At 62.9% G+C, this 20155-nt stretch carries 16 protein-coding genes; 6 read left to right on the forward strand and 10 right to left on the reverse strand.

The genetic code is table 11. The features are described from left to right. Window positions 1-51: 51 nt before the first annotated feature. From NKI49_RS29635 to NKI49_RS29645, 3 genes are all read right to left on the reverse strand, one after another. Entirely contained in the window at window positions 52-648 is a 597-nt protein-coding gene (locus tag NKI49_RS29635) for an invasion associated locus B family protein (RefSeq protein ID WP_352598057.1), read from the reverse strand. 325 nt (window positions 649-973) lie between these two features. Next, window positions 974-5209, reverse strand: a complete 4236-nt coding sequence (locus NKI49_RS29640; protein ID WP_352597976.1) for an autotransporter outer membrane beta-barrel domain-containing protein — start codon at window positions 5207-5209, stop codon at window positions 974-976. Between the two features lie 745 nt (window positions 5210-5954). Then, window positions 5955-6386: a TerB family tellurite resistance protein gene (locus NKI49_RS29645; protein ID WP_352597975.1), complete on the reverse strand. Its 432-nt coding sequence runs from the start codon at window positions 6384-6386 to the stop codon at window positions 5955-5957. Window positions 6387-6505: 119 nt separating this feature from the next. Between NKI49_RS29645 and NKI49_RS29650 the strand changes: the two genes are divergently transcribed. After that, window positions 6506-7291: a TSUP family transporter gene (locus NKI49_RS29650; protein WP_352597974.1), complete on the forward strand. Its 786-nt coding sequence runs from the start codon at window positions 6506-6508 to the stop codon at window positions 7289-7291. A gap of 50 nt (window positions 7292-7341) precedes the next feature. After that, window positions 7342-7512 (forward strand): hypothetical protein, encoded by a 171-nt coding sequence (locus NKI49_RS29655; RefSeq protein WP_352597973.1) that lies wholly within the window; start codon window positions 7342-7344, stop codon window positions 7510-7512. Window positions 7513-7855: 343 nt separating this feature from the next. On the opposite strand, the gene NKI49_RS29660 is transcribed toward NKI49_RS29655, so the two are convergent. Both NKI49_RS29660 and NKI49_RS29665 read right to left on the reverse strand, forming a co-directional pair. After that, window positions 7856-9331: a cobyric acid synthase gene (locus NKI49_RS29660; RefSeq protein ID WP_352597972.1), complete on the reverse strand. Its 1476-nt coding sequence runs from the start codon at window positions 9329-9331 to the stop codon at window positions 7856-7858. Between the two features lie 3 nt (window positions 9332-9334). Next, window positions 9335-9949 carry a dimethylsulfonioproprionate lyase family protein gene (locus NKI49_RS29665; protein WP_352597971.1) on the reverse strand — a complete coding sequence of 205 codons (615 nt, stop codon included), beginning with the start codon at window positions 9947-9949 and terminating at the stop codon, window positions 9335-9337. Between the two features lie 138 nt (window positions 9950-10087). Between NKI49_RS29665 and NKI49_RS29670 the strand changes: the two genes are divergently transcribed. The 3 genes from NKI49_RS29670 to mmsB are packed head-to-tail and all read left to right on the forward strand — an operon-like array spanning window position 10088 to window position 12583. Next, on the forward strand, window positions 10088-11257 hold the full coding sequence (locus tag NKI49_RS29670) for an isobutyryl-CoA dehydrogenase (RefSeq protein WP_352597970.1): 1170 nt from the start codon (window positions 10088-10090) through the stop codon (window positions 11255-11257). A 28-nt stretch (window positions 11258-11285) separates the two neighbouring features. After that, window positions 11286-11654: a four helix bundle protein gene (locus NKI49_RS29675; protein ID WP_352597969.1), complete on the forward strand. Its 369-nt coding sequence runs from the start codon at window positions 11286-11288 to the stop codon at window positions 11652-11654. A 44-nt stretch (window positions 11655-11698) separates the two neighbouring features. Beyond that, window positions 11699-12583, forward strand: coding sequence for a 3-hydroxyisobutyrate dehydrogenase (gene mmsB, locus NKI49_RS29680; protein WP_352597968.1), 885 nt, complete (start codon window positions 11699-11701; stop codon window positions 12581-12583). A gap of 506 nt (window positions 12584-13089) precedes the next feature. Here mmsB and NKI49_RS29685 read toward each other — a convergent pair. From NKI49_RS29685 to NKI49_RS29705, 5 genes are all read right to left on the reverse strand, one after another. Next, the gene (locus tag NKI49_RS29685; protein ID WP_352597967.1) at window positions 13090-13734 is read right to left on the reverse strand and encodes a cytochrome c oxidase assembly factor Coa1 family protein; all 645 of its coding nucleotides are present in this window, start codon (window positions 13732-13734) and stop codon (window positions 13090-13092) included. Window positions 13735-13870: 136 nt separating this feature from the next. Further along, window positions 13871-15250, reverse strand: a complete 1380-nt coding sequence (locus NKI49_RS29690) for an aspartate aminotransferase family protein (protein ID WP_352597966.1) — start codon at window positions 15248-15250, stop codon at window positions 13871-13873. Between the two features lie 50 nt (window positions 15251-15300). After that, window positions 15301-15441, reverse strand: a complete 141-nt coding sequence (locus NKI49_RS29695; RefSeq protein ID WP_027024778.1) for a hypothetical protein — start codon at window positions 15439-15441, stop codon at window positions 15301-15303. Window positions 15442-15510: 69 nt separating this feature from the next. After that, complete coding sequence (locus tag NKI49_RS29700; protein ID WP_352597965.1) at window positions 15511-17574, reverse strand: prolyl oligopeptidase family serine peptidase; 2064 nt, start codon at window positions 17572-17574, stop codon at window positions 15511-15513. An 84-nt stretch (window positions 17575-17658) separates the two neighbouring features. Then, on the reverse strand, window positions 17659-17907 hold the full coding sequence (locus NKI49_RS29705) for a hypothetical protein (protein ID WP_502899434.1): 249 nt from the start codon (window positions 17905-17907) through the stop codon (window positions 17659-17661). 253 nt (window positions 17908-18160) lie between these two features. Here NKI49_RS29705 and NKI49_RS29710 point away from each other — a divergent pair, with 253 nt between their 5' ends. After that, window positions 18161-19738: a trimethylamine methyltransferase family protein gene (locus tag NKI49_RS29710; RefSeq protein ID WP_352695858.1), complete on the forward strand. Its 1578-nt coding sequence runs from the start codon at window positions 18161-18163 to the stop codon at window positions 19736-19738. Window positions 19739-20155: the final 417 nt, after the last annotated feature.

A 20155-nucleotide genomic window follows, 5' to 3' on the forward strand; every position in this document is an offset into this window, starting at 1 on the left:
CGATGTGATCGGACGAATAGCCTGTTGCTCACGCCATGCCGCTGTCGCCAATCATTTTGACACAAGGTCGGACAAACGCTTCAGCGATGTGGCGAGGCCTTTGAGTGAGACTTCCGTCCGGAAGGCTTGGTCGCCGACCGCAACCCCTTGTACTGTCGCCTTTTCGGCAGACAAAAGGGTCGTGAGCGCCGTTTCCGGGAGATCCAGTTCCACAATGCAGCCAGCTGGCAGGCAGGTTCGGAACGAACCGCGTATCAATTGCTGCTCATCAAGCTTAACATCCAAACCTTCCGCCAATAGAAGGCCAAATGGCGCGACGATGGTCATGTGAGCACTGGCATCATCGGCGGGCCCAAAGGATATCAAAAGCACGCGTTGACGGCTTTTCTGCTGCTGAAGCTCCTGCGAGGCCTGGCACACGCGCTTATTTGTACTTTGATTGTACTGACAGCTTACGGTCCAGTCGTCATAGACCTCGTTCAACGTGCTCGGCTCAACCGCAAGCGCTGAACCTGTAGCCATCAACGCAAACAGAGCAGAAATTCCCCACACTCGTATCATTATCGATCCATTTGGCCTGGCCTTCCGCAACAGACGGGATGTGCCGCCAAACGTCGGCACAACTGGCAGAACGTGCAGTTTAACCATCACGACGCAGCCGCGCCTGGCCTAGAGACCTCTGAACAGAACGCCGCCTGCAAGTACCGCGTATGCGCCGAGAAGGCACCATGCTGCATTGGCGCCTAGGATCGGCAGTGTGACACCCACTAGTGGTGCCAGTCCGATGAGTGCGAGTACAAGCGAGAATACAAAGATAGGAACGGTTGGTGCATTCAACTTCATCTGATTCATATCTCAATGCGATTGCTGACGTGCCGCGTCCGCTCGGTTCGACGCGTATCTTCTGTCGCCGCATACTTCACTATTTCCGGCATTCCGCCGCTTATGACTCGAGCACTCGAGAAGCCCGCCGTCACCATTTGACCCTGAGGCCGAGGGTTCCGCCGAGCTTGTGGCTGTCGCCAAAGTTGTCGAGGCTGGTCGAGGCATCGAGCTCGCCATAGACGGAGTACTTGTCGTCGTTCCAGTTGTAGGAACCGCCGACGCCGAGCTCTCCGGTCCAGGCATTGGCCTCGTTGGCCAGGTTGGTGCCCGACACCGACACCGCGGTCCCGTCGAGGAACTCGTGATAGACGTTGGCGATGCCATAGACATGGGTGCGGCGCAGCTTGCCGTCGCCATCTTTCCAGGAACGCTCGTGGTCCGCCGAGATGCCGAGCCTTCCTTTCAGGCTGTCGCCATCGTCGAGCGACACCGTCTCGCCGCTCGGGCCGATGAAGCTGTCGAAGTCGACCGAGGAGTAGACCAGCTGCGCCTGCGGCGTGAGCGACCAGCCGTCGTGCAGCTGGATCCGCTTGCCGGCCTCCAGCGACAGCGCATAGCCGGTGGCGTTGTTGCCCTTCACGAGCGAGCCGAGCTCATCCGAGCCGAGGTCGCTGTCATACCAGCTGAACTGGCCCTGGCCGTCGACATAGAAGCCGTTCTCGCCATACCAGGTCAGCGTCGCTCCCACGCCATAGCCTTTGCTGGATATGTCGCCATTGCCATTGGGAGAGAAGGTATCGGCCGAGGCCTGGCCGTAGTGCACGTTGATGCCGCCGATCAGCTTGCCGCTGTCGGTCTCGGCAAGAAGCCCGTCGACCCCGGCCTGCAGCTTCCACAGATCGAAATCATACTGGGCATCGGTCGTCGACCGGTCCGATTCGACGTGGCCGTGGGCACCTTCGATGCGCGCCCAGATTGCATTCTGTTCGATGGTGGCCTTGCCGTCGGCATAATAGTCCGCCTGGTCATCGGTCACCGTGCACTTGAAGTCTTTTGAAGCATCCTTGCAGAACACGGTATCAGGAACTGGCGCAGGTTCGTTCCAATAGCGATTGCCGACGCGCTGCTGCAGGGTCGGCAACCCGTTCAACTCCAGCAGCACTTGCGGATAGGCCTCATAGGTCGGCGTCGATGACGAGTATGTGGTGCGGAGATACCAATCGCCGTCGGTTGGATCGGTAACGCCGTTCTTGAACAGTCGGTATTCGAACGCGCCGGCGATCGCCGGCCCGCCAAGGGTGAAGGTGCCGTTCGAGGCGCCATCGACCTGCACGACCAGGATGCCGTTGCCCACCGTCACCGCGCCGGGACCGCCCGCATTGGCGACAAACAGGCTGGTCGCGCCCGAGGTGTCGCCATTGACGACCAGGAGATCGGACGCGGATCCGTCCGAGCCGAGATAGGTATCGATGAGCAACTGGCCACCCTGGCCGATATAGTTGCCGCCGACAGTGAAGACATCGCCCACCACGCCGTCCTGCGTGGTGATGATGCCGGCATTGGTGACGTCGCCGGTCACCGTATAAACGCCGGCGCCGCCCCCGGTGCCGATGAAGGCCGAGCTGGCATCGATGTCGAGATTGCCGGTCAGCAGCAGCGCGTCCAGGGCCTCGAGATTGCCGCCACCGGTCAGGAACAGGCCTTGGCCCGGATCCGAGCCGACGGTGAGCGCGCCGTCGAGGATGGTCAACTGTCCGCCATCGACGGTGACCGTCTCCCAATTGATGATGTTGGCGCCGTTGGCCGAAACGGTGAGCCCGTCGAGCGTCAGCTTGTCGATCCAGCCATCGGCGGTGGCGACGTCGTCGCCACCGTCGAGCACTTGCGAACCGTCATAGTTCGAGGTGGTGATGAGGGCCGTGTCCGACCCGTTCTGGCCATTGAAACCGCCTGTCAACGTCCCGCCCGACCAGTTGAACGTATCGTCGCCATCATTGGCTGACGCAACCGCGTCGTCGCCGTAGATGAAACCAACCTGCGAGCCCCCGGTCAAGTTGTAGACGTCGTCGCCGAGACCGAGGATGGAGTCTCCCGTCAGGGTGCCCGCCGTGGTGACCACCGTGTTGCCACCGATCTCGTCGACGCCATCCTTGTTGAGGTCGCCATCGCGGATCGCGATTCCGGAGGCGGAACCATCGATGATTGCCGCCGCGCCGACATCGACGGTGCCGCCGCCGGCTGCTATCGTATGGATGCCGGCCGCAACGCCCGAGCCTGACGTCACGGATCCGCCGGTCACGTCCACATCATAGGTGCCGCCGACGCTCTCCACCCAGAGACCATCCGCATTCGCGCCCGTCACCATCACGGTGCCGGCGCTCATCTGCAGCGAAGCCAGGCCAGAACCGGCCGTATAGCTCCCAACGCCTGACGCGGAGGCCCCTGATGTACTGACCGTACCGCCGCCCATGGTCGCAGTGGCTGTCGCCGTACTGGCTGAGTTGCTGATCTGCGCAAGGATGCCATAGCTGAAATCGCCCGTCGTGGTGATGGCTCCGTCGGTCATGGTTGCCACGGCATCGCCAAGCCCATTGGTGAGGCTGTACATGCCCAGGGAACCGATCCCGGTCGTGCCTATCGTCCCACCGCTCATGGTCGCCGAAACCGTCGCGGAACTGGCCGTGTTGCTGATCTGCGCAAGGATGCCATAGCTGGAATCGCCCGTCGTGGTGATGGCACCGTCGGTCATGGTTGCCACGGCATCGCCAAGCCCAGTGGTGAGGCTGTACATGCCCAGGGAAGCGATCCCGGTCGTGCCGATCGTCCCACCGCTCATGGTCGCCGAAACCGTCGCGGAACTGGCCGTGTTGTTGATCTGCGCAAGGATGCCATAGCTGGAATTGCCTGTCGTGGTGATGGCGCCGTCGGTCATGGTTGCCACGGCATCGCCAAGCCCATTGGTGAGGCTGTACATGCCCAAGGAACCGATCCCGGTCGTGCTGATCGTCCCACCGGCCATCGTCGCCGAAGCCGTCGCGGTGCTGGCCGTGTTGTTGATCATGCTCCAAAGAGCCGTTGCGCCCGCGCCTGTGGTCGATATGCTTCCACCGCTAATGAAGGTGTTTACGTCACCGAGGCCAATGGTGCGAGCGAACACGCCAAGACCGCCGTCCCCGGTTGTAGCCACGCTTCCGCCTGTCATGGTGAAGCCGACCGACCCCGATCCGGAAAAGTTGTTCCCATTGACGTCGACGCCATAGGCCTGACCGCCGGCAGTGGAAACGCTTCCACCCGTTATCGTCACCTGGCTGTCACCAGTACCGTTGTTTTGAATGGCGAGGCCTTTGGCGGCAATGGCCGTCGTGGTGATCGTGCCGCCGTCCATCGTGATTGCGGCGTCCGCCGCGCTGCTCGTATTGTTGACGGTGGCGTATGCGCCAAAGCCAAAATTGCCCGTCGTAGTGATCGTCCCGGCGGTTATATGTATCTCAGCATCGCCTAGGCCGTCATTCACTGCCCTGAGGCCAAAAGCCTGGGTTTGGGAGGTGGTGATCGCGCCGCCTTCCATAAAGACGCTTGCCGTTCCGATTCCAGCCGGATTGCTGACATAGCTATAGATACCGTAGGCATTTATCCCGACGGTGGTGATCGTGCCGCCGGTCATGGTCGCTATGGCATCGCCCATTCCGGCGTTTCTGGCAGCAAGGCCATTGCCCTTGAATGCGGCTGTGAATATGGAGCCGCCGTTCAAGGTTGCCAAAGCGTCGCCAGAACTTGTCGAATTGCCCGAAAATGTCGCGTTGCCAACCACCGCGAAGATGCCGTTCTCCTCGCCACCCGACGCGACGTTGGGATCGCCATAGGAAACACTGATCGTGCCGGCGTCCATCGTGGCGACGGCATCGCCCGCGGTTCCCAGATTATCCACGAAGATACCGTGTTGCCCAACCCCAGTCGCCGTGATGGCGCCGACGCTGACGGCTTCCACGGTTATCGTGCTGGTGTTGGAGCCGGACGACAGCAGTCGCACGGCAGGCGTCGCTACAGCCCCTACGCCCATCACCGGATTGTTGAGATTCAGGGTCAAGCCGTCGGAATTCGTGTAAGTAATACCGGTTGGATAGGCGGCGCCGGCGCAGTTTATCGTATCCGCGCCTACGGCCTCGGCACCGCATTCGTCCGCCGCCCAGGCCTGCCCTCCTCCCGACATCCCTTGCGGCAACAGCACCGGAGCGGCCAGCAGCGCCGCACCGATCACCCCCCTGGAGGCCGATGACGAGATGGCTGAGATCAAGCCTCCGAAACTCGGCGCATAACTGGCGACCTCGCCGCCCACCTTGGTCATCCGCCCGCCGCGCAGCACAATATTCTTGCAAATTTGCATTAGGTGATTCCAGTATTGTCTGACAAATGATCTATGCACGACTCATCTAGCTAGGAACAAATACGCGGATATGCTTGTTTATGGGCAAATAAGCGCCGAGGCTGGTGTTAGGCTCCCGCCGTCACCATTTGACCCTGAGGCCGAGGGTCCCGCCGAGCTTGTGGCTGTCGCCAAAGTTGATCGTGCCGTCACCGGCCTGTCCACAACGTCTGCCAATGGATCGCAAACGATCACGTCGTTGCCGGCTGTCGCGGCCGGCGCGCATGCCGCCAAAGCCTGCCCCTGGCCGGCCAGAAAACCGGGGAGGAGAGCGGGCATCACGACCATTGCCGCGCCGAGCGACACTGTCGAAGCTGAGAGGGACAAGGCCCGCTGGACCCTGCACGAGCCCGCCTTCCGGCTCTCAACCTTCGCAATCCGCCCGCCCCTTGGGCGCATGCTCACCGATTTTGGAAAAAGAGACCTTCAGCATTGTGGAGCCCCCGACTACCCACGGTTGAATCAACCCGTAAGCACATACAGGTTGAATCACTTGTTTATGGGCAAATCAGCGAGGGCCCTGCGCCGCGTCTTGAATTCACATGCCTACGCATTGGGCAGCGGGTGTATCTAATCTGTCACAGGGGCATCCCAGGTGTGCGCAGCAGGCCCGCGTCGGAGGCCTTTGCCCCTGGGATCATCGGACAGCGGAGGCGACCCTTCAAGGCCACACTGGGATGGTGGACGATCACCATCCCGGACAGGCTCACCCTTGCGGCTTCACGACATCGACCGGGCTGATGTCGAGCAGATCGAGCGTGCGGCGCAGCAGGCGCACCTCGCTCTCGGCTAGCTGCGAATCCGCCTTGGCGATTTCGGCCATGTGGCGGGCCAATTGCTTGCGCCGCTCGATATCGAGATCGCGGAACAGCGCCACGGCCTGCGAGCCATTGGTCTCGTAGCCGAACTCGTTGAGATATTCGATGACGCTGTCGATGCTGGTTTCCGCAATGCCGAAGGCGTCCTTGCAGATACGCCGGAAGGCTATCATCTCGCTCTCGCTGACCGAGCCGTCGGCCAGGATCATGCGAAACAGCATCAGAAGTTCCGCGGACAGAACGGGATCATCCGCGACCTTGCGCACACCCGGGTCGCCATCGAAGATGGATCGTATCTGGTCCAGCAATGCGAATGCCATCAGAGAGCCCCTTCCGATTCTTCTGCAATAGAGGTAGCGCGGAATCAGCCTTGCGCAAACCGGGCTGTCGTGGTCGAACCCGTCCAACCCTCCTGACACCTGAATGCCCCATCGATCCGATGTTCGACCTCGCCACACAGACCGTCGTCATGCTCGCCGTCGCCGCCTTTGCAGCGGGTTTTGTCGACTCGATCGCGGGCGGTGGCGGGCTGATCACCGTGCCGGCGCTGCTGCTTGCAGGTTTCACGCCGGTCCAGGCGCTCGCCACCAACAAATTGCAAGGCATGTTCGGCTCGGGCTCGGCGACCATCCACTATGCGTCCAAGGGCCATGTCGACCTGCGCCGGCAATTGCCGTCGGCGCTTCTGGCCGTTATCGGCAGTGCCATCGGCGCCTTGCTGGCGACGATCGTGCCGGGTGACATTCTGCGCGCGGTCCTGCCCATCGTGCTGATCGCCATCGCGCTCTACTTCGCGTTCAAGCCCAACATGAACGATGTCGATCGCGCCGAGCGCCTGTCGCCATTCCTGTTCGGGCTGACCCTGGTGCCTGCCATCGGCTTCTACGATGGATTGTTCGGACCAGGCGCCGGTTCCTTCTACATGCTGGCCTTCGTCGCGCTTGCCGGCTACGGCGTACTCAAGGCGACGGCGCACACCAAACTGCTCAACTTCGCTTCCAATATCGGCGGCTTCGTCGTCTTCGCGGCCTTCGGCGTCGTCTACTGGAAGATCGGCCTGATGATGGGGGTTGCCCAGTTCCTCGGCGCCCGCGTCGGCGCCGGCCTCGCCATGCGCATCGGCGCAAAACTGATCAAGCCGCTGCTGGTGGTCGTCTGCCTGGCGCTGGCGGTGAAGCTCCTGGCCGACCCGGCGAACCCGTTGCGAGCCCTGATTGGTGTGTGATCACACGCCTGATAGAATGCGGCTGTCGAATCATGTTGGAGGAGCCAAATATGAACCTTAGCGCGCCTACCCAGATCGTTTTTATCATCTCCGTAGTTATCGCCATCATCGGCATTCTCGCCGCGCTTGGCATTCTTGCGTTCATTCCAATCGCATCGGTGTGGATCGTTGTTGTTGCCTTCATCGTGCTAGCCGGCGGCTGCTTGTTGCGCGGCGCCTGACACGTATCCCTTGAAGTGGGGACCATGAGCGCCCGGTCAAAGGCCGGGCGCTTTTGATTCTGGTGAAGGGGTTTGATAGACCTACTGGCCGAAGGCGTGCCTCGGCGATTGGCGGAAACGTCCATCACTTCGTCATCCACGGGCGGAACAAGGAGCGTTAGCGACGCGGCGCAGATCCGCGGATCCATGCCGCAACCTTGGCCAAAGAGTGCAGCGGAGCAGAATTCCGCACTGAAGCAGCGCTTCGAAGTAACGGCATGGATCCTATGGTCTGCGCCGCGTCGCTTCGCTCCTTGCTCCGCCATAGGATGACGAAGCGATTCCTGCTGATCGCGCCGCGAAATTACCTGGCCAGCGCAAAAATCGCGTCGCAGTCGAGGTGGGTCTCCAACTCGGCCGCGACCTCGTCCAGCGCCCGCTCGACTTCGGCCCGGTAGTCGATGCCGCCGCCCCTGACACCGAGGCTTTCGAGGAATTTGCCGCGAAAGGCGTCGGCGCCAAACAGCCCATGCATGTAAGTGCCCCACACCTTGCCATCGGCTGATACAGCACCGTCATCGACGCCATTGATGATCGCCGATGGCCGCAGCGTATCCGGTCCGGTGGTGCGGCCGAGATGGATCTCGTAACCTTCGAGCGGCAAGTCGAATTGAACCGAGCGGGCGCCGACATTGCGTACCGTCTTCTCCGGTTCCATCACCGTTTCGATGTCGAGCAGGCCGAGCCCTTCGGCTTCGGTGACGCTGCCTTCGATCCCATCGGGGTCGCGCACGACGCGGCCAAGCATCTGGAAGCCGCCGCAAATGCCGACGACATGGCCGCCGCGTTTGCGGTGGGCCAGCAGATCGCGGTCCCAGCCGTTCTCGCGGAACTTCAGGAGGTCGCCGATGGTCGACTTGGAGCCCGGGATGACCACCAGTCCGGCATCGGCCGGCAACGGTCTTCCGGGCGGCACGAACACCACTTCTACCTGCGGCTCGGCCTTGAGCGGGTCGAGATCGTCGAAATTGGCGATGCGGCCAAGCATCGGCACCGCCACCTTCAGCGCGCGCGCCTCGCCGGACGCAAGCCGCTCCAGCACGACGGAATCCTCCGACGGCAGCCGCGCCGCCGCCTTCAGCCATGGCACGACGCCAAAACAGCGCCAGCCGGTGAATCGTTCGATCGACTTCAGCCCGTCATCGAACAGCGAGACGTCGCCGCGGAACTTGTTGATGAGATAGCCGACGATCATGCGCCGGTCCTCTTCCGGCAGGATCAGATGGGTGCCGGCGACCGAGGCGATGACGCCGCCGCGATCGATGTCGCCGACCAGCACCACCGGCACGTCGGCACGCGTGGCAAAGCCCATATTGGCGATGTCGCGGCTGCGGAGGTTGATTTCGGCCGGCGAGCCGGCGCCCTCGACGATGACCAGATCGGCGCCCTCGCCGACCTTGCCCCAGGAGTCCAGCACGGCGTCCATCAGTTGGCCCTTGAGCCCCTGGTAGTCGCGCGCCCGCGCCTCGCCGAAAACCTTGCCCTGCACGATGACCTGCGCGCCGACATCCGTCTGCGGCTTGAGCAGCACCGGATTCATGTGGACCGATGGCGCGACGCCGCAAGCGATCGCCTGCAGCCATTGCGCACGGCCGATCTCACCGCCGCCATGGTTGTTGTCGCCGGGGATATCGGCGACGGCGGCATTGTTCGACATGTTCTGCGGCTTGAACGGCCGCACCTTCAGCCCGCGGTTCCTGGCGGCGCGGCAGAGGCCGGCGACCAGCACGGTCTTGCCGACATCCGAACCCGTGCCTTGCAGCATGATGGCTTTGGCCATGGCTCAGCCCCTGCCCTGCGCCATGGTTGCGGCGATATCGGATTTCTGCGCCAGCGGCCCGCCGCGCCAGATATAGAGCGCCAGCAGCGGCTCGTTGGCCGTGCGCATGGCGTGATCGACGTTCGAGGCATGATGCACGACCTCGCCGGCCTCGCGCTTGCGAAAATCGCCCTCGCCCATCCGCCATTCCGTCCCGCCGGTCAAAGGAATGTAGATCTCCTCGGCGACATGATGATGATCGGGATAGACGATTTCGGGCCCGAGGATCAGCAGGCCGGCGGCGACTTCGTCGTTGGCAAAATGGCCGCGCGTGCCGAACACTTCCAGCCAGCCGTAATTGTCGAGGAATGCCTTGCCGAAATCCGCCTCGCCATAGGTCTGTCCCCAGCGGAAATCGTTGCGCTGTTTCGCCAGCAGTTGCACCAGCGGCTTGGCTTGCGCCGGCGCCAATTCCGCTGCGCGATCGAGGTGATGCAGGCAGCCGAGCGGACGCGGCACGAGCACGCGGGCCGGCATGTCCCAATCGATGCGCGCCACGGCGTCGCGCACCAGGGCATCGTCCACGGAAGCGAGATAGGCGTGGAACCGTCCCAACAGTTCATCGAACTTTGTCGTCACATCTCGCTCCGGACAAGCATTGATACACAGCCGCTCCGCGGAGCGTCGGGTTGCGCGGCGGCATCATTGGTCTAGATTGGTGCGCGCGCAAAGCCAAAAACGACAGGCCAGCAGGCCGGAGACATCAGGGAGCACGCCATGGACGCCGCGGTCGATGCGAGCACCAGCCAGTTCGAACTCAACGAGGAGCAGCGCGCCATCCAGGAGATGGCGCAGGCCTTCGCCGCCGACCGCGTCGCGCCGAACGCGCTGGAGTGGGATCGCAGCAAGCACTTCCCCGCCGATGTGATCCGCGAGACCGGGCCGCTCGGCCTCGGCGGCATCTATATCAAAGAGGATGTCGGCGGTTCGGCGCTCGGCCGGCTCGACGCCGTGCTGATCTTCGAGGCGCTGTCGCATGCCGACCCAGCCTTTTCGTCGTTCATTTCGATCCATAATATGGTGGCGTCGATGATCGACCGTTTCGGCAATGACGAGCAGCGCCAGCGCTTCCTGCCCAAGCTGACCTCGATGGAATGGCTGGCGAGCTATTGCCTGACCGAACCGGGCTCCGGCTCCGATGCAGCGGCGCTGAAGACGCGCGCGGTAAAGAGCGGCGGCGACTATGTGCTCAACGGCACCAAGCAGTTCATCTCGGGCGCCGGCGACAGCGATGTCTACGCCGTCATGGCGCGCACCGGCGCCGAAGGTCCGAAGGGCATTTCCACCATCGTCGTGCCCAGGGATGCGCCCGGCCTCTCCTTTGGCGCCAACGAGCACAAGATGGGCTGGCACATGCAGTCGACCCGCCAGGTCATCTTCGAGGATTGCAAGGTGCCGGCGGAAAACCTTTTGTCGGGCGAAGGCGCCGGCTTCGGCATCGCCATGGCCGGGCTTGACGGTGGCCGGCTGAACATCGCCGCCTGCTCGCTGGGCGGCGCGCAATCGGCGCTCGACAAGGCGCTGTCCTACACCGCCGAGCGCAAGGCCTTCGGTTCGAAGATCAACCAGTTCCAGGCTTTGCAGTTCAAGCTGGCCGACATGGAGACCGAATTGCAGGCGGCGCGCATGTTTCTCTATGCCGCCGCCTCGAAACTCGACCGCAAGGCGCCGGATGCCGGAAAATGGTCGGCGATGGCCAAGCGCTTCGTCACCGACACCGGCTTCACCGTCGCCAACGATGCGCTGCAGCTGCTCGGCGGCTATGGCTACCTGCACGACTACGGCATCGAGAAGCTGGTGCGGGACCTGCGCGTCCACCAGATCCTCGAAGGCACCAACGAGATCATGCGCGTCATCATCGCGCGGGCGTTGATCGGAAGGCAGTAGGCAGTAGGCAGTAGGCAGTATGCGAGAGATGACCGGCAAGATCGAGTCGTACAAGGATCTTATTGTTTGGCAGCAGGCGATGGATCTTGCTGTCGCCGCCTATTCGTTGACCAAGGCATGGCCAAAGGAGGAATTGTATGGGTCGACCAGCCAAATCCGCCGTTCAGCGACCTCTATCCCTGCAAACATCGCCGAAGGCTATGGCCGAGACAACAGAGGCTCTTATCAGCAGTTTCTCCGGATCGCCCAAGGCTCACTGAAGGAGTTCAAGACACACCTCCAGATCGCCGAACGCATTGGCCTTGCCATGCATGATCAAGCTGGTCGCTTGCCGATATCGACCGAAGGCATCGGCAAGATGCTTCGCCAGCTCATTCTCAGACTTACGCCAGAATAGACCGCCTACCGCCTACCGCCTAATCCCAATCCCGGAGCACCACCATGACCACCATCGCCTTCATCGGCCTCGGCAATATGGGCAATCCGATGGCCGCCAATCTGGTCAAGGCCGGGCATCAAGTGCACGGCTTCGATCTGGTGCCTGAAAATTTGACGATCGCGCGCGATCACGGCGTGACAATCATGGCCAATGCGCCAGCCGCCGTGAAGAACGCCGACGTGGTGATCACCATGCTGCCGGCCGGCAAGCATGTGCTGTCGGTCTATGGGGACATTGCGCTCAAGGCCAAAAAAGGCGCGCTGTTCATCGATTCCTCGACCATCGACGTCGAATCGGCGCGCAAGGCGCATACCATCGCAGCAAAACACGGCCTGCTGTCGATCGATGCGCCGGTTTCGGGCGGCACCGGCGGTGCGGCGGCCGGCTCGCTGACCTTCATGGCCGGAGGGTCCGACGATGCCTTCGCCGCCGCCGAGCCGATCCTGAAGCCGATGGCCGGTCGCATCGTCCATTGCGGCGGCGACGGCGCCGGACAAGCGGCCAAGATCTGCAACAACATGATCCTCGGCATTTCGATGATCGGCGTCGCCGAAGCCTTCGTGCTGGCCGAAAAGCTCGGCCTGTCGCATCAGGCGCTGTTCGACGTCGCGTCCACCTCTTCGGGCCAATGCTGGTCGCTGACCACTTACTGTCCGGTGCCCGGTCCGGTGCCGACCTCCCCCGCCAACCGCGACTACAAGCCGGGGTTTGCCGCCGCCCTGATGCTGAAGGACCTGAAGCTCGCACAGGAAGCCGCTCAGGATTCCGGCGCGGTGACCCCGTTGGGCGCCGAGGCGGCGCAGCTCTACGCGCTGTTCAACGCCCAAGGGCATGCAGGCGATGATTTCTCCGGGATCATAAATTTTCTGCGCGGTGCCAATCCGTAAGGCGTCGAATGCAGGGCGACGAATCCGGGGTAACGGGTTCGACGCGTTGAAAGCAACAAACGAAAAACCCGCCTGTGCGGCGGGCCGTCGGCGCAAATCTGAACCATGGATAAATATCTACCATAGCTGCACTCACCCTGTCAAGAAAAAATTCCTATCATGAAAGGCTGCCGGCATCGCCGGTTTTGGCCGTCGCCAGGCCTTTTCCAACGTGCGTTCGGCACCTCTGGCGTCGAATGTGGGTTTTTTCGCGCATTTCGAGAGGAAACCCGCCAAATTTAGGTTTGCTTAAGCTCTCGATAACCCCGCGGTAACGATGTCCCTATAAAACGGATGACGAGGCGGACATATCGCATCCGCCCGGCGCTCCGGATCAGGTCTCGCGTACCGGAGCCCGTAAGTTTCGCCAAGTGTTTGCGTAGCGAAGCGCCATGCGTATCTGGCAAAGCCGCGTTCCCGATGGAGCGCGGTTTTTGCATTTCAGCCATTTCGTCGCCGGCCGACTTCTATATTCCGATCGCCGCGCTGGGGATCTGAACATGGTCTTCGTTGATGAGTACGATCGGCGCATCGACCCCATCCACCTTGAGGACGAGCAGGCGCAGGCTCCAGGTCCCAGCCGTCCGGGTCGCGGTCGCGAACGCGGTGCCCTTGCCAGTGGCGCCATGGACCGGAATGCTGAACTGCGCGTCGCCGGCACCGTTCGCGTCGACGTTGAGATGGCCGCCAACCCAGAACCTGTCGGTCACGTCGTGACCGATAGCCGCTTTCACGCGATCATCGCCGCGCAGCCTGTCCATGGTCATGTGGTAGGCGTCGCTGCCTTTCAGCACGTAGGGAATGCTGCCGACCATCGCCGCGCAGCCGCCGATCCCGACCATCCACACGATCAGTCCGGCGATCGCCCAATTGCGCTGTGTCTTGCGGAACTGCTCGGCGTCGCGCCAGGCGCGATTCCGCCACGCCCAGCGGCTGCCGCGCGCGCCAAGCACGATGATCATGATGATGTTGACGAACGGGACCAGCGCCAGCAGCGCGATAAAGGTGCTGTTGCCGATGCCCCAGATCCAGTTCAGGAAAAAGGCACCCCAGTTCCAGCGGTCGAGCTCGGCCGGAATTTCTGCTGGCTGGTTGAGCGGTTGTCCTGCCATGTTATCCCCCTCGGCAAACTGCCTTGGCGGGTTGTAGCCGATAGCGCCGACGACCGGAACCCTCGCTCCGCCACGGACAGATACAGGAGACGTGAACGGCCGGGCGCCCCGATCACGGAACGCCCGGCCATAATGCTCACCGTTTGCGAAGATCCGCTTGCGCCAGGTCCAGCGCCTTGCCGATGCGCTCGCAAGCCATGTCGATCGTGTCGCGGGTCCAGATCAGCGGCGGCGACAGGATCATCGTGTCGCCGGTGGCGCGCAGCATCATGCCGTTGGCGATCGCGTGGTCGCGCACGCTCACCGCCGCACTGCCCGCCGGCAGGAACCGCTCCTTGGTCGCCTTGTCCTTGACGATCTCGATCGCGCCCATCAGGCCGATCGAACGCACCTCGCCGACCAGCTCGTGCCCGGCGATGCGCTCCTGCAAGGCTTTTGCGAAATAAGGACCGGTGTCGTTCCTGACACGATCGACCAGCCCTTCCCGCTCGATGATCTCCAGGTTCTTCAACGCCACTGCACAGGCCACCGGGTGGCCGGAATAGGTGTAGCCGTGATTGAACTCGCCACCCTTTTCGATCAGCGTCGAGGCGATGCGGTCGCCGACCAGCAATGCCGATAATGGCTGGTAGCCCGAGGTCAGCGCCTTGGCCGTGGTGATGGTGTCGGGCTCGATGCCGAGCGTTTGCGCTGCAAACCATTCGCCGGTGCGGCCGTAGCCGGTAATAACCTCGTCCAGCATCAGCAGAACATCGTATTTGCGGCAGATGCGCTGCACTTCCGGCCAATAGCTGACTGGCGGTATCTTCACGCCGCCCGCTCCCATCACCGGCTCGCCGATGAAGGCCGCGACCCTGTCGGCGCCGGCTTCGAGGATGGCGTCCTCGACCGCCTTGGCCGCGCGCAAGCCGAAATCGTGATCGCTCTCGCCAGGCAGCGCCAGCTCATAGGCATAGGGCATCATCACATGGACGATGTTGGGCACCGCCCCGTTGAGCTGCTTGTGCATGGCATCCATGCCGCCGAGCGAGGTGCCGGCGACGGTCGAGCCGTGATATGCCATCTTGCGGGAGATGATGCGGTTCTTCTCCGGCTTGCCCTCCAGCACCCAGTAATGGCGAACCAGACGCAGCGCCGTGTCGTTGGCCTCCGACCCGGAGGAGCCGTAAAACACCCGATTGATGTGCTTCGGTGCGATCTCCGCCAGCTTTTTGGACAACAGCACCGGTGTCGGCGTCGAGCATTTGAAGAAGGAATTGTAGTAGGGCAGCTCCTTCATCTGGGCATAGGCGGCCTCGGCCAGTTCGTCGCGGCCATAGCCGACGTTGACGCACCACAGCCCGGCCATGCCGTCGAGGATTTCGGTCCCTTCGGAATCGTAGATGAACGGCCCATTGGCATGGGTGATGATGCGCGAACCCGCCTCGCGCAGTTCCTTGTGGTCGGTGAAGGGATGCAGATGATGCGCGGCGTCGATCTGCTGAAGCTGCTTCAGCGAATAATTCTGGTAGGTCATGGATTTGATCTTTCCTCTGGATTCTGTCCGGCTGCGCCGGGGCGAATGCGTCAGAGGAAGGCGGGCGGCGAATAGCCGATGCGAGCGCACAGCCGCAAAAGCTCGGCGCGCAACGTGCGCGGTGACGGTGTCACCGCGACCCGCAATGCACTGATCTCGAATGCGCCAGCCAACATCCCCGCGAGAGCCATGGCTGGCACCTTAGAGCAAAGGACGGTCGAGGTGAACCACCCTTTGCTAGGCTGCCTTGTGGAACGCATTCAAGCCTTGGCGCCGAGCGCCCGTTGCAGGAACACATATTTCATCGCCGCCTGCGCCGCCTGCGGCCGGCGGTCGCCACGGCCGCCATGTCCGCCTTCGGTCTCCTCGAAGAACAGCGTGTTGGCGTGGCCGGCCGCCTGCAGGCGGGCCGCCATCTTGCGCGCATGGCCGGGATGGACCCGGTCGTCGGCGGTCGAGGTGGTCAGCAGCACCGGCGGATAGGCGTGGCCGGCCGCGACATGCTGGTAGGGCGAGTAGGCGGAAAGCCATTTGGCGTCTTCCGGTTTCGAGGGATCGCCATATTCGGCCATCCAGGAGGCGCCGGGCGGCAATTCGGTATAGCGCAGCATGTCGAGCAGCGGCACCTCGATGATCACGGCGCCGAAAAGACCCGGGTTCTGCGTCAGGGAAACACCGGTCAGCAAGCCGCCATTCGAACCACCCTGGATGCCGAGCGAAGCGGCCGTGGCGATGCCGCGTTCGACGACGTCCTGTGCCACCGCTGCAAAATCGTCGAAGCCGTTCTGGCGGTTGCCCTTGAGCGCCGCCTGATGCCAGGCTGGGCCGAACTCGCCGCCGCCGCGGATGCAGGCCTGCACATAGGCGTTGCCCTTCTCCAGCCACAGCCTGCCGCGCACGCCGGCATAGCCGGGCAGCAACGGCACTTCGAAGCCGCCATAGCCGTAAAGCAGCGTCGGCACCGGACCTTTCTGGTCGCGCCGCCGGACGACGAAATAAGGGATCATCGTGCCGTCCCTCGAGCGCGCCTCGAACTGTTCCGAAATCAGCGGCGACGCATCGAAGCGGGCCGGCTGCGATTTCACGGTGGCAAGCGTCTCGCCATTGTCGTCAGACCAGATGATCGAGCTCGGCGTCAGGAAATCGGTGAACGAGAAGGAGACGCTGGAGCCGAAATGCTCGGCATGGCTGATGCCGACATTGCCGTTTTCAGGCAGAGCGACAGGTTTCAGCGACCAGCCGTCCTGGTTGCGCTCGCAGACCACGACCTTGCCGCGCACATTGTCCATCAGGTTGATGAACAGTCGGTCCTGCGTTCTGGCGAGCCCGGCGATGGAGACGCGATGTGCCGGCGCGAACAGGGTTTCGATCGCCCCCAGCGCTCCTGTTTCGATCCATCGTGCGAAATCGAAGGAGTAAAGCCCGTCGGGTTGGCACGCCGTGCCGTCGGGCGCCGTCCACGGCGTGCGTACCCCAAACACCATCTGGTCCTTGAAAAGCGCTGTATCGGTGACGTCGTCGGGCAAGGGAATGCGCCTGTTTTCGCCTGACGGGAGATGCAGGAAACTGTGCGATGCGAAGAAGTCGAGCGTTCGCGCCAGAAAGACATGGCGCTTCTCGCCGTCGAACTCGACGCCGGCCCCCACGGCCAGGTCCTCTTTCTGCGCCTCGAAGATCAGTGTCGCGTCTTCCAGCCTGGTGCCACGCTTCCACAATCTGATCACGCGCGGATACCCGGACTCCGTCTTGTCGGTCTCCTCGAAGGCAGCCGAGACGATGACCGTGTCCTTGTCCAGCCAGCAAAAGCCCGACTTCGAAGCCGGCGCGCGAAATCCGCCCTCCACGAACGACTTGGTGGCGATGTCGAACTCGCGCATTTCACTGGCATCGCCGCCGTCCGGCGACATCGAGAGCAGGCTGAGATTGAAGTCGGGATAAAGCCGGCTGGCGCCGCTGAACACCCATTTGATCCCCTCCGCCGCCGCAAGCTGGTCGAAGTCGATGATCGTCTCCCAATCGGGCTTCTCGGTCTTGTAGGAAGCAACCGTCGTGCGGCGCCAGAGGCCGAGCGCATTGGTCTTGTCCTGCCAGAAATTATAGACGTCGCCTTTGAGCGCGGCCCCGACCGCGATGTTGTCTTCGGCCGTCATCAGGTCGAGCGCGGTCTGAAACGAGGTTTGATAGGATGGATCGCCCTGCAATTCGCCAATCGTGATCTCGTTCTGGCCATGCACCCAGTCGAGCGACTGCTGGGACGTCCTGTCTTCCAGCCAGAGGAACGGGTCTTCCGTGTTGGGTTCCGGCTTCGTGCTGGGCTTGGTCATGAATACTCCGATAGGCAGGGTTCGGGACGCAACATCGACATGCCGGGTCCGATATTCAATAGCCGCGGCATCTCAGCCAAGGATTCAGGCTTTCCCGCGACCAGCGACGCTCGCGATCGCCAGCGCCAGGCACAGCAGGCCAAGCGTGATCGGCAGGCCGCCGGCGCCCAGCACGTCCATGGCGCTTCCTGTCACAGGCGGTACGGAAATGCCGCCTACGCCCCACATCAAGGAGAATGCGGCGTTGCCGGCAACCAATTTCGAGCCGGTGAAGCGCTCGCCAAGCTCGATGATATCAGCGGCGTCTCGATCAAAAACGGCAGCAGCACGCATCCAAGCACCGTGATAGCCGTGCAGATCAGCCGCACCAGCCGCGCCGTCACCCGTTCCGCCAGCAGACCGAGCGGCACCTGCCGCCCGCGGAAATCCGCTTGCGCCAACCGGATGGTTGATCAAGGCGATATTTCGGCATGCGACCTCCGTCCGGGCATGTCGCTTCCCTCGCTCTAGTGGTCGCCGCCTCCGCAATGGCCGGCTGGCCGGCGGTCCATTATGCCGCCCGCTATCGCATCCTACGAGGACCATCATGACCGCCGCCCTACAACCCTTGGAACCGGCATTGGCCACCGATCGCGCCCGCCGCGGCGGGCGCGCCGGAAAGCGCGCCGGCGGCTCGGCTGCGTTCGAGCAGCCGGCTTTCCGCCAGCTGAAAAACCCGCTCGCGCCGACCAGGCTGGTTTCGGACGACGAGCTGGAATCGATCCACCTCGCCTCCTTGCGCGTGCTGAGGGAAATCGGCGTCGACGTTCTGCACGACGAGGCCCGCCGCATCATGAAGGCGCATGGCGCCGACGTGCGCGACGGCAGCGAGCGGGTGCGCTTCGACAGCGACATGATCCTCGAGCTGGTGTCGCACTGCCCGTCGGAGTTCACCATCCATGCCCGCAACCCCGCGCATAATGTGCGCTTTGGCGGCAACAATGTGATCTTTTCGATGATGGCGTCGGCGCCCAATTGTTCCGACATCGATCGCGGCCGCCGGCCCGGCAACCAGCAGGACTACCGCAACTTCCTCAAGCTCGCGCAGATGCACAACATTCTGAACTGCACCGGCGGCTATCCGGTCGAGCCGATCGACATCCATCCGTCGGTCCGCCACCTCGAATGCATCCGCGATCTCGCCACGCTGACCGACAAGGTGTTCCACATCTATTCGCTCGGCAAGGAACGCAATGTCGACGGCATCGAGATCACCCGCATCGCGCGCGGCATCAGCCATGAGCAGTTGCTGGAAGAGCCGTCGGTGTTCACGATCATCAATACCAATTCACCGCTCAAGCTCGACGTACCGATGATGGAAGGCATCATCCAGATGTCGAGCAAGGGCCAGGTCGTCATCGTCACGCCGTTCACCTTGTCGGGCGCCATGGCGCCGGTCACGATCGCCGGTGCGCTGGTGCAGCAGAATGCCGAGGCGCTGTCCGGCATGGCCTTTGCCCAGATGGTGCGCAAGGGCGCGCCTGTCGGCTATGGCGGCTTCACCTCCAATGTCGACATGAAGTCCGGCGCGCCGGCCTTCGGCACGCCGGAATACATGAAGGCGCAGCTCGTCGGCGGCCAGCTTGCCCGCCGCTACAACATCCCCTACCGCACCTCCAACACCTGCGCTGCCAACACGGTCGACGCGCAGGCGGCCTATGAGAGCGTGTTCTCGCTGTGGGGCGCCATTCAGGGCGGCGGCAATCTGATGATGCATGGCGCCGGCTGGCTCGAGGGCGGCCTGCGCTGCTCCTACGAGAAGACAATCCTCGACATCGATCTGCTGCAGATGGTGGCGGAATTCCTGACCCCGCTCGACCTTTCCCAGGAGGCGCTCGGCTTCGACGCCATCCAGTCGGTCGGACCGGGCGGCCATTTCTTCGGCACCCAGCACACGCAGGACCGCTACAAGACCGCCTTCTACGCACCGATCCTCTCCGACTGGCGCAATTTCGAAACCTGGGCCGAAGCCGGCTCGCCGACGGCGCTCGAAAAGGCCAACAAGGTGTGGAAGGAGCGGCTGGCCTCCTATGAGGAGCCCTACATGGACCCGGCCATCCGCGAGGAGCTCAACGCCTTCGTCGAAAAGCGCCGCTCCGAAGGCGGCGCGCCGACCGACTTTTGATCGGCTATTTGATGAGCGGTCGACCCCCCACTCCGTCGAGCTTCGCTCGACACCTCTCCCCCGATCGACGGGGGAGAGGAAGGGCGCGAAGCGATTCCAGCTGGCGCCTTTCCTCTCCCTCCGGAGGGGGGAGAGGTGGCGCTGCGAAGCAGCGACGGAGTGGGGGAAGCCGTTGATCAAACACGTAGTCGCCGCAAGACCGGCACAATCCAGCGCGCACGAAAACTTAGGCAAGCAGGCAACCAGGCGGAAGCATTGCTGTGATGAATAGTCGACCCCCACTCCGTCGCGCTGCGCTCGCCACCTCTCCCCCGATCGACGGGGGAGTGGAAGGGCGCGAGCTTGGCAAGGCTGGCGCCCTTCCGCTCCCTCCGGTGGGGGGAGAGGTGGCGCCGCGAAGCGGCGACGGAGTGGGGG

Source organism: Mesorhizobium sp. M0587, assembly GCF_040320945.1.
Taxonomy (GTDB): domain Bacteria; phylum Pseudomonadota; class Alphaproteobacteria; order Rhizobiales; family Rhizobiaceae; genus Mesorhizobium.

Excerpts from the sequence above, each read along its gene's own strand:
- NKI49_RS29635 (WP_352598057.1), bottom strand. The coding sequence starts at position 648 with ATGGTTAAACTGCACGTTCTGCCAGTTGTGCCGACGTTTGGCGGCACA.
- NKI49_RS29640 (WP_352597976.1), bottom strand. The coding sequence starts at position 5,209 with ATGCAAATTTGCAAGAATATTGTGCTGCGCGGCGGGCGGATGACCAAG.
- NKI49_RS29645 (WP_352597975.1), bottom strand. The coding sequence starts at position 6,386 with ATGGCATTCGCATTGCTGGACCAGATACGATCCATCTTCGATGGCGAC.
- NKI49_RS29650 (WP_352597974.1), top strand. The coding sequence starts at position 6,506 with ATGTTCGACCTCGCCACACAGACCGTCGTCATGCTCGCCGTCGCCGCC.
- NKI49_RS29655 (WP_352597973.1), top strand. The coding sequence starts at position 7,342 with ATGAACCTTAGCGCGCCTACCCAGATCGTTTTTATCATCTCCGTAGTT.
- NKI49_RS29660 (WP_352597972.1), bottom strand. The coding sequence starts at position 9,331 with ATGGCCAAAGCCATCATGCTGCAAGGCACGGGTTCGGATGTCGGCAAG.
- NKI49_RS29670 (WP_352597970.1), top strand. The coding sequence starts at position 10,088 with ATGGACGCCGCGGTCGATGCGAGCACCAGCCAGTTCGAACTCAACGAG.
- NKI49_RS29675 (WP_352597969.1), top strand. The coding sequence starts at position 11,286 with ATGACCGGCAAGATCGAGTCGTACAAGGATCTTATTGTTTGGCAGCAG.
- mmsB (WP_352597968.1), top strand. The coding sequence starts at position 11,699 with ATGACCACCATCGCCTTCATCGGCCTCGGCAATATGGGCAATCCGATG.
- NKI49_RS29685 (WP_352597967.1), bottom strand. The coding sequence starts at position 13,734 with ATGGCAGGACAACCGCTCAACCAGCCAGCAGAAATTCCGGCCGAGCTC.
- NKI49_RS29690 (WP_352597966.1), bottom strand. The coding sequence starts at position 15,250 with ATGACCTACCAGAATTATTCGCTGAAGCAGCTTCAGCAGATCGACGCC.
- NKI49_RS29695 (WP_027024778.1), bottom strand. The coding sequence starts at position 15,441 with ATGGCTCTCGCGGGGATGTTGGCTGGCGCATTCGAGATCAGTGCATTG.
- NKI49_RS29700 (WP_352597965.1), bottom strand. The coding sequence starts at position 17,574 with ATGACCAAGCCCAGCACGAAGCCGGAACCCAACACGGAAGACCCGTTC.
- NKI49_RS29705 (WP_502899434.1), bottom strand. The coding sequence starts at position 17,907 with ATGCGTGCTGCTGCCGTTTTTGATCGAGACGCCGCTGATATCATCGAG.
- NKI49_RS29710 (WP_352695858.1), top strand. The coding sequence starts at position 18,161 with ATGACCGCCGCCCTACAACCCTTGGAACCGGCATTGGCCACCGATCGC.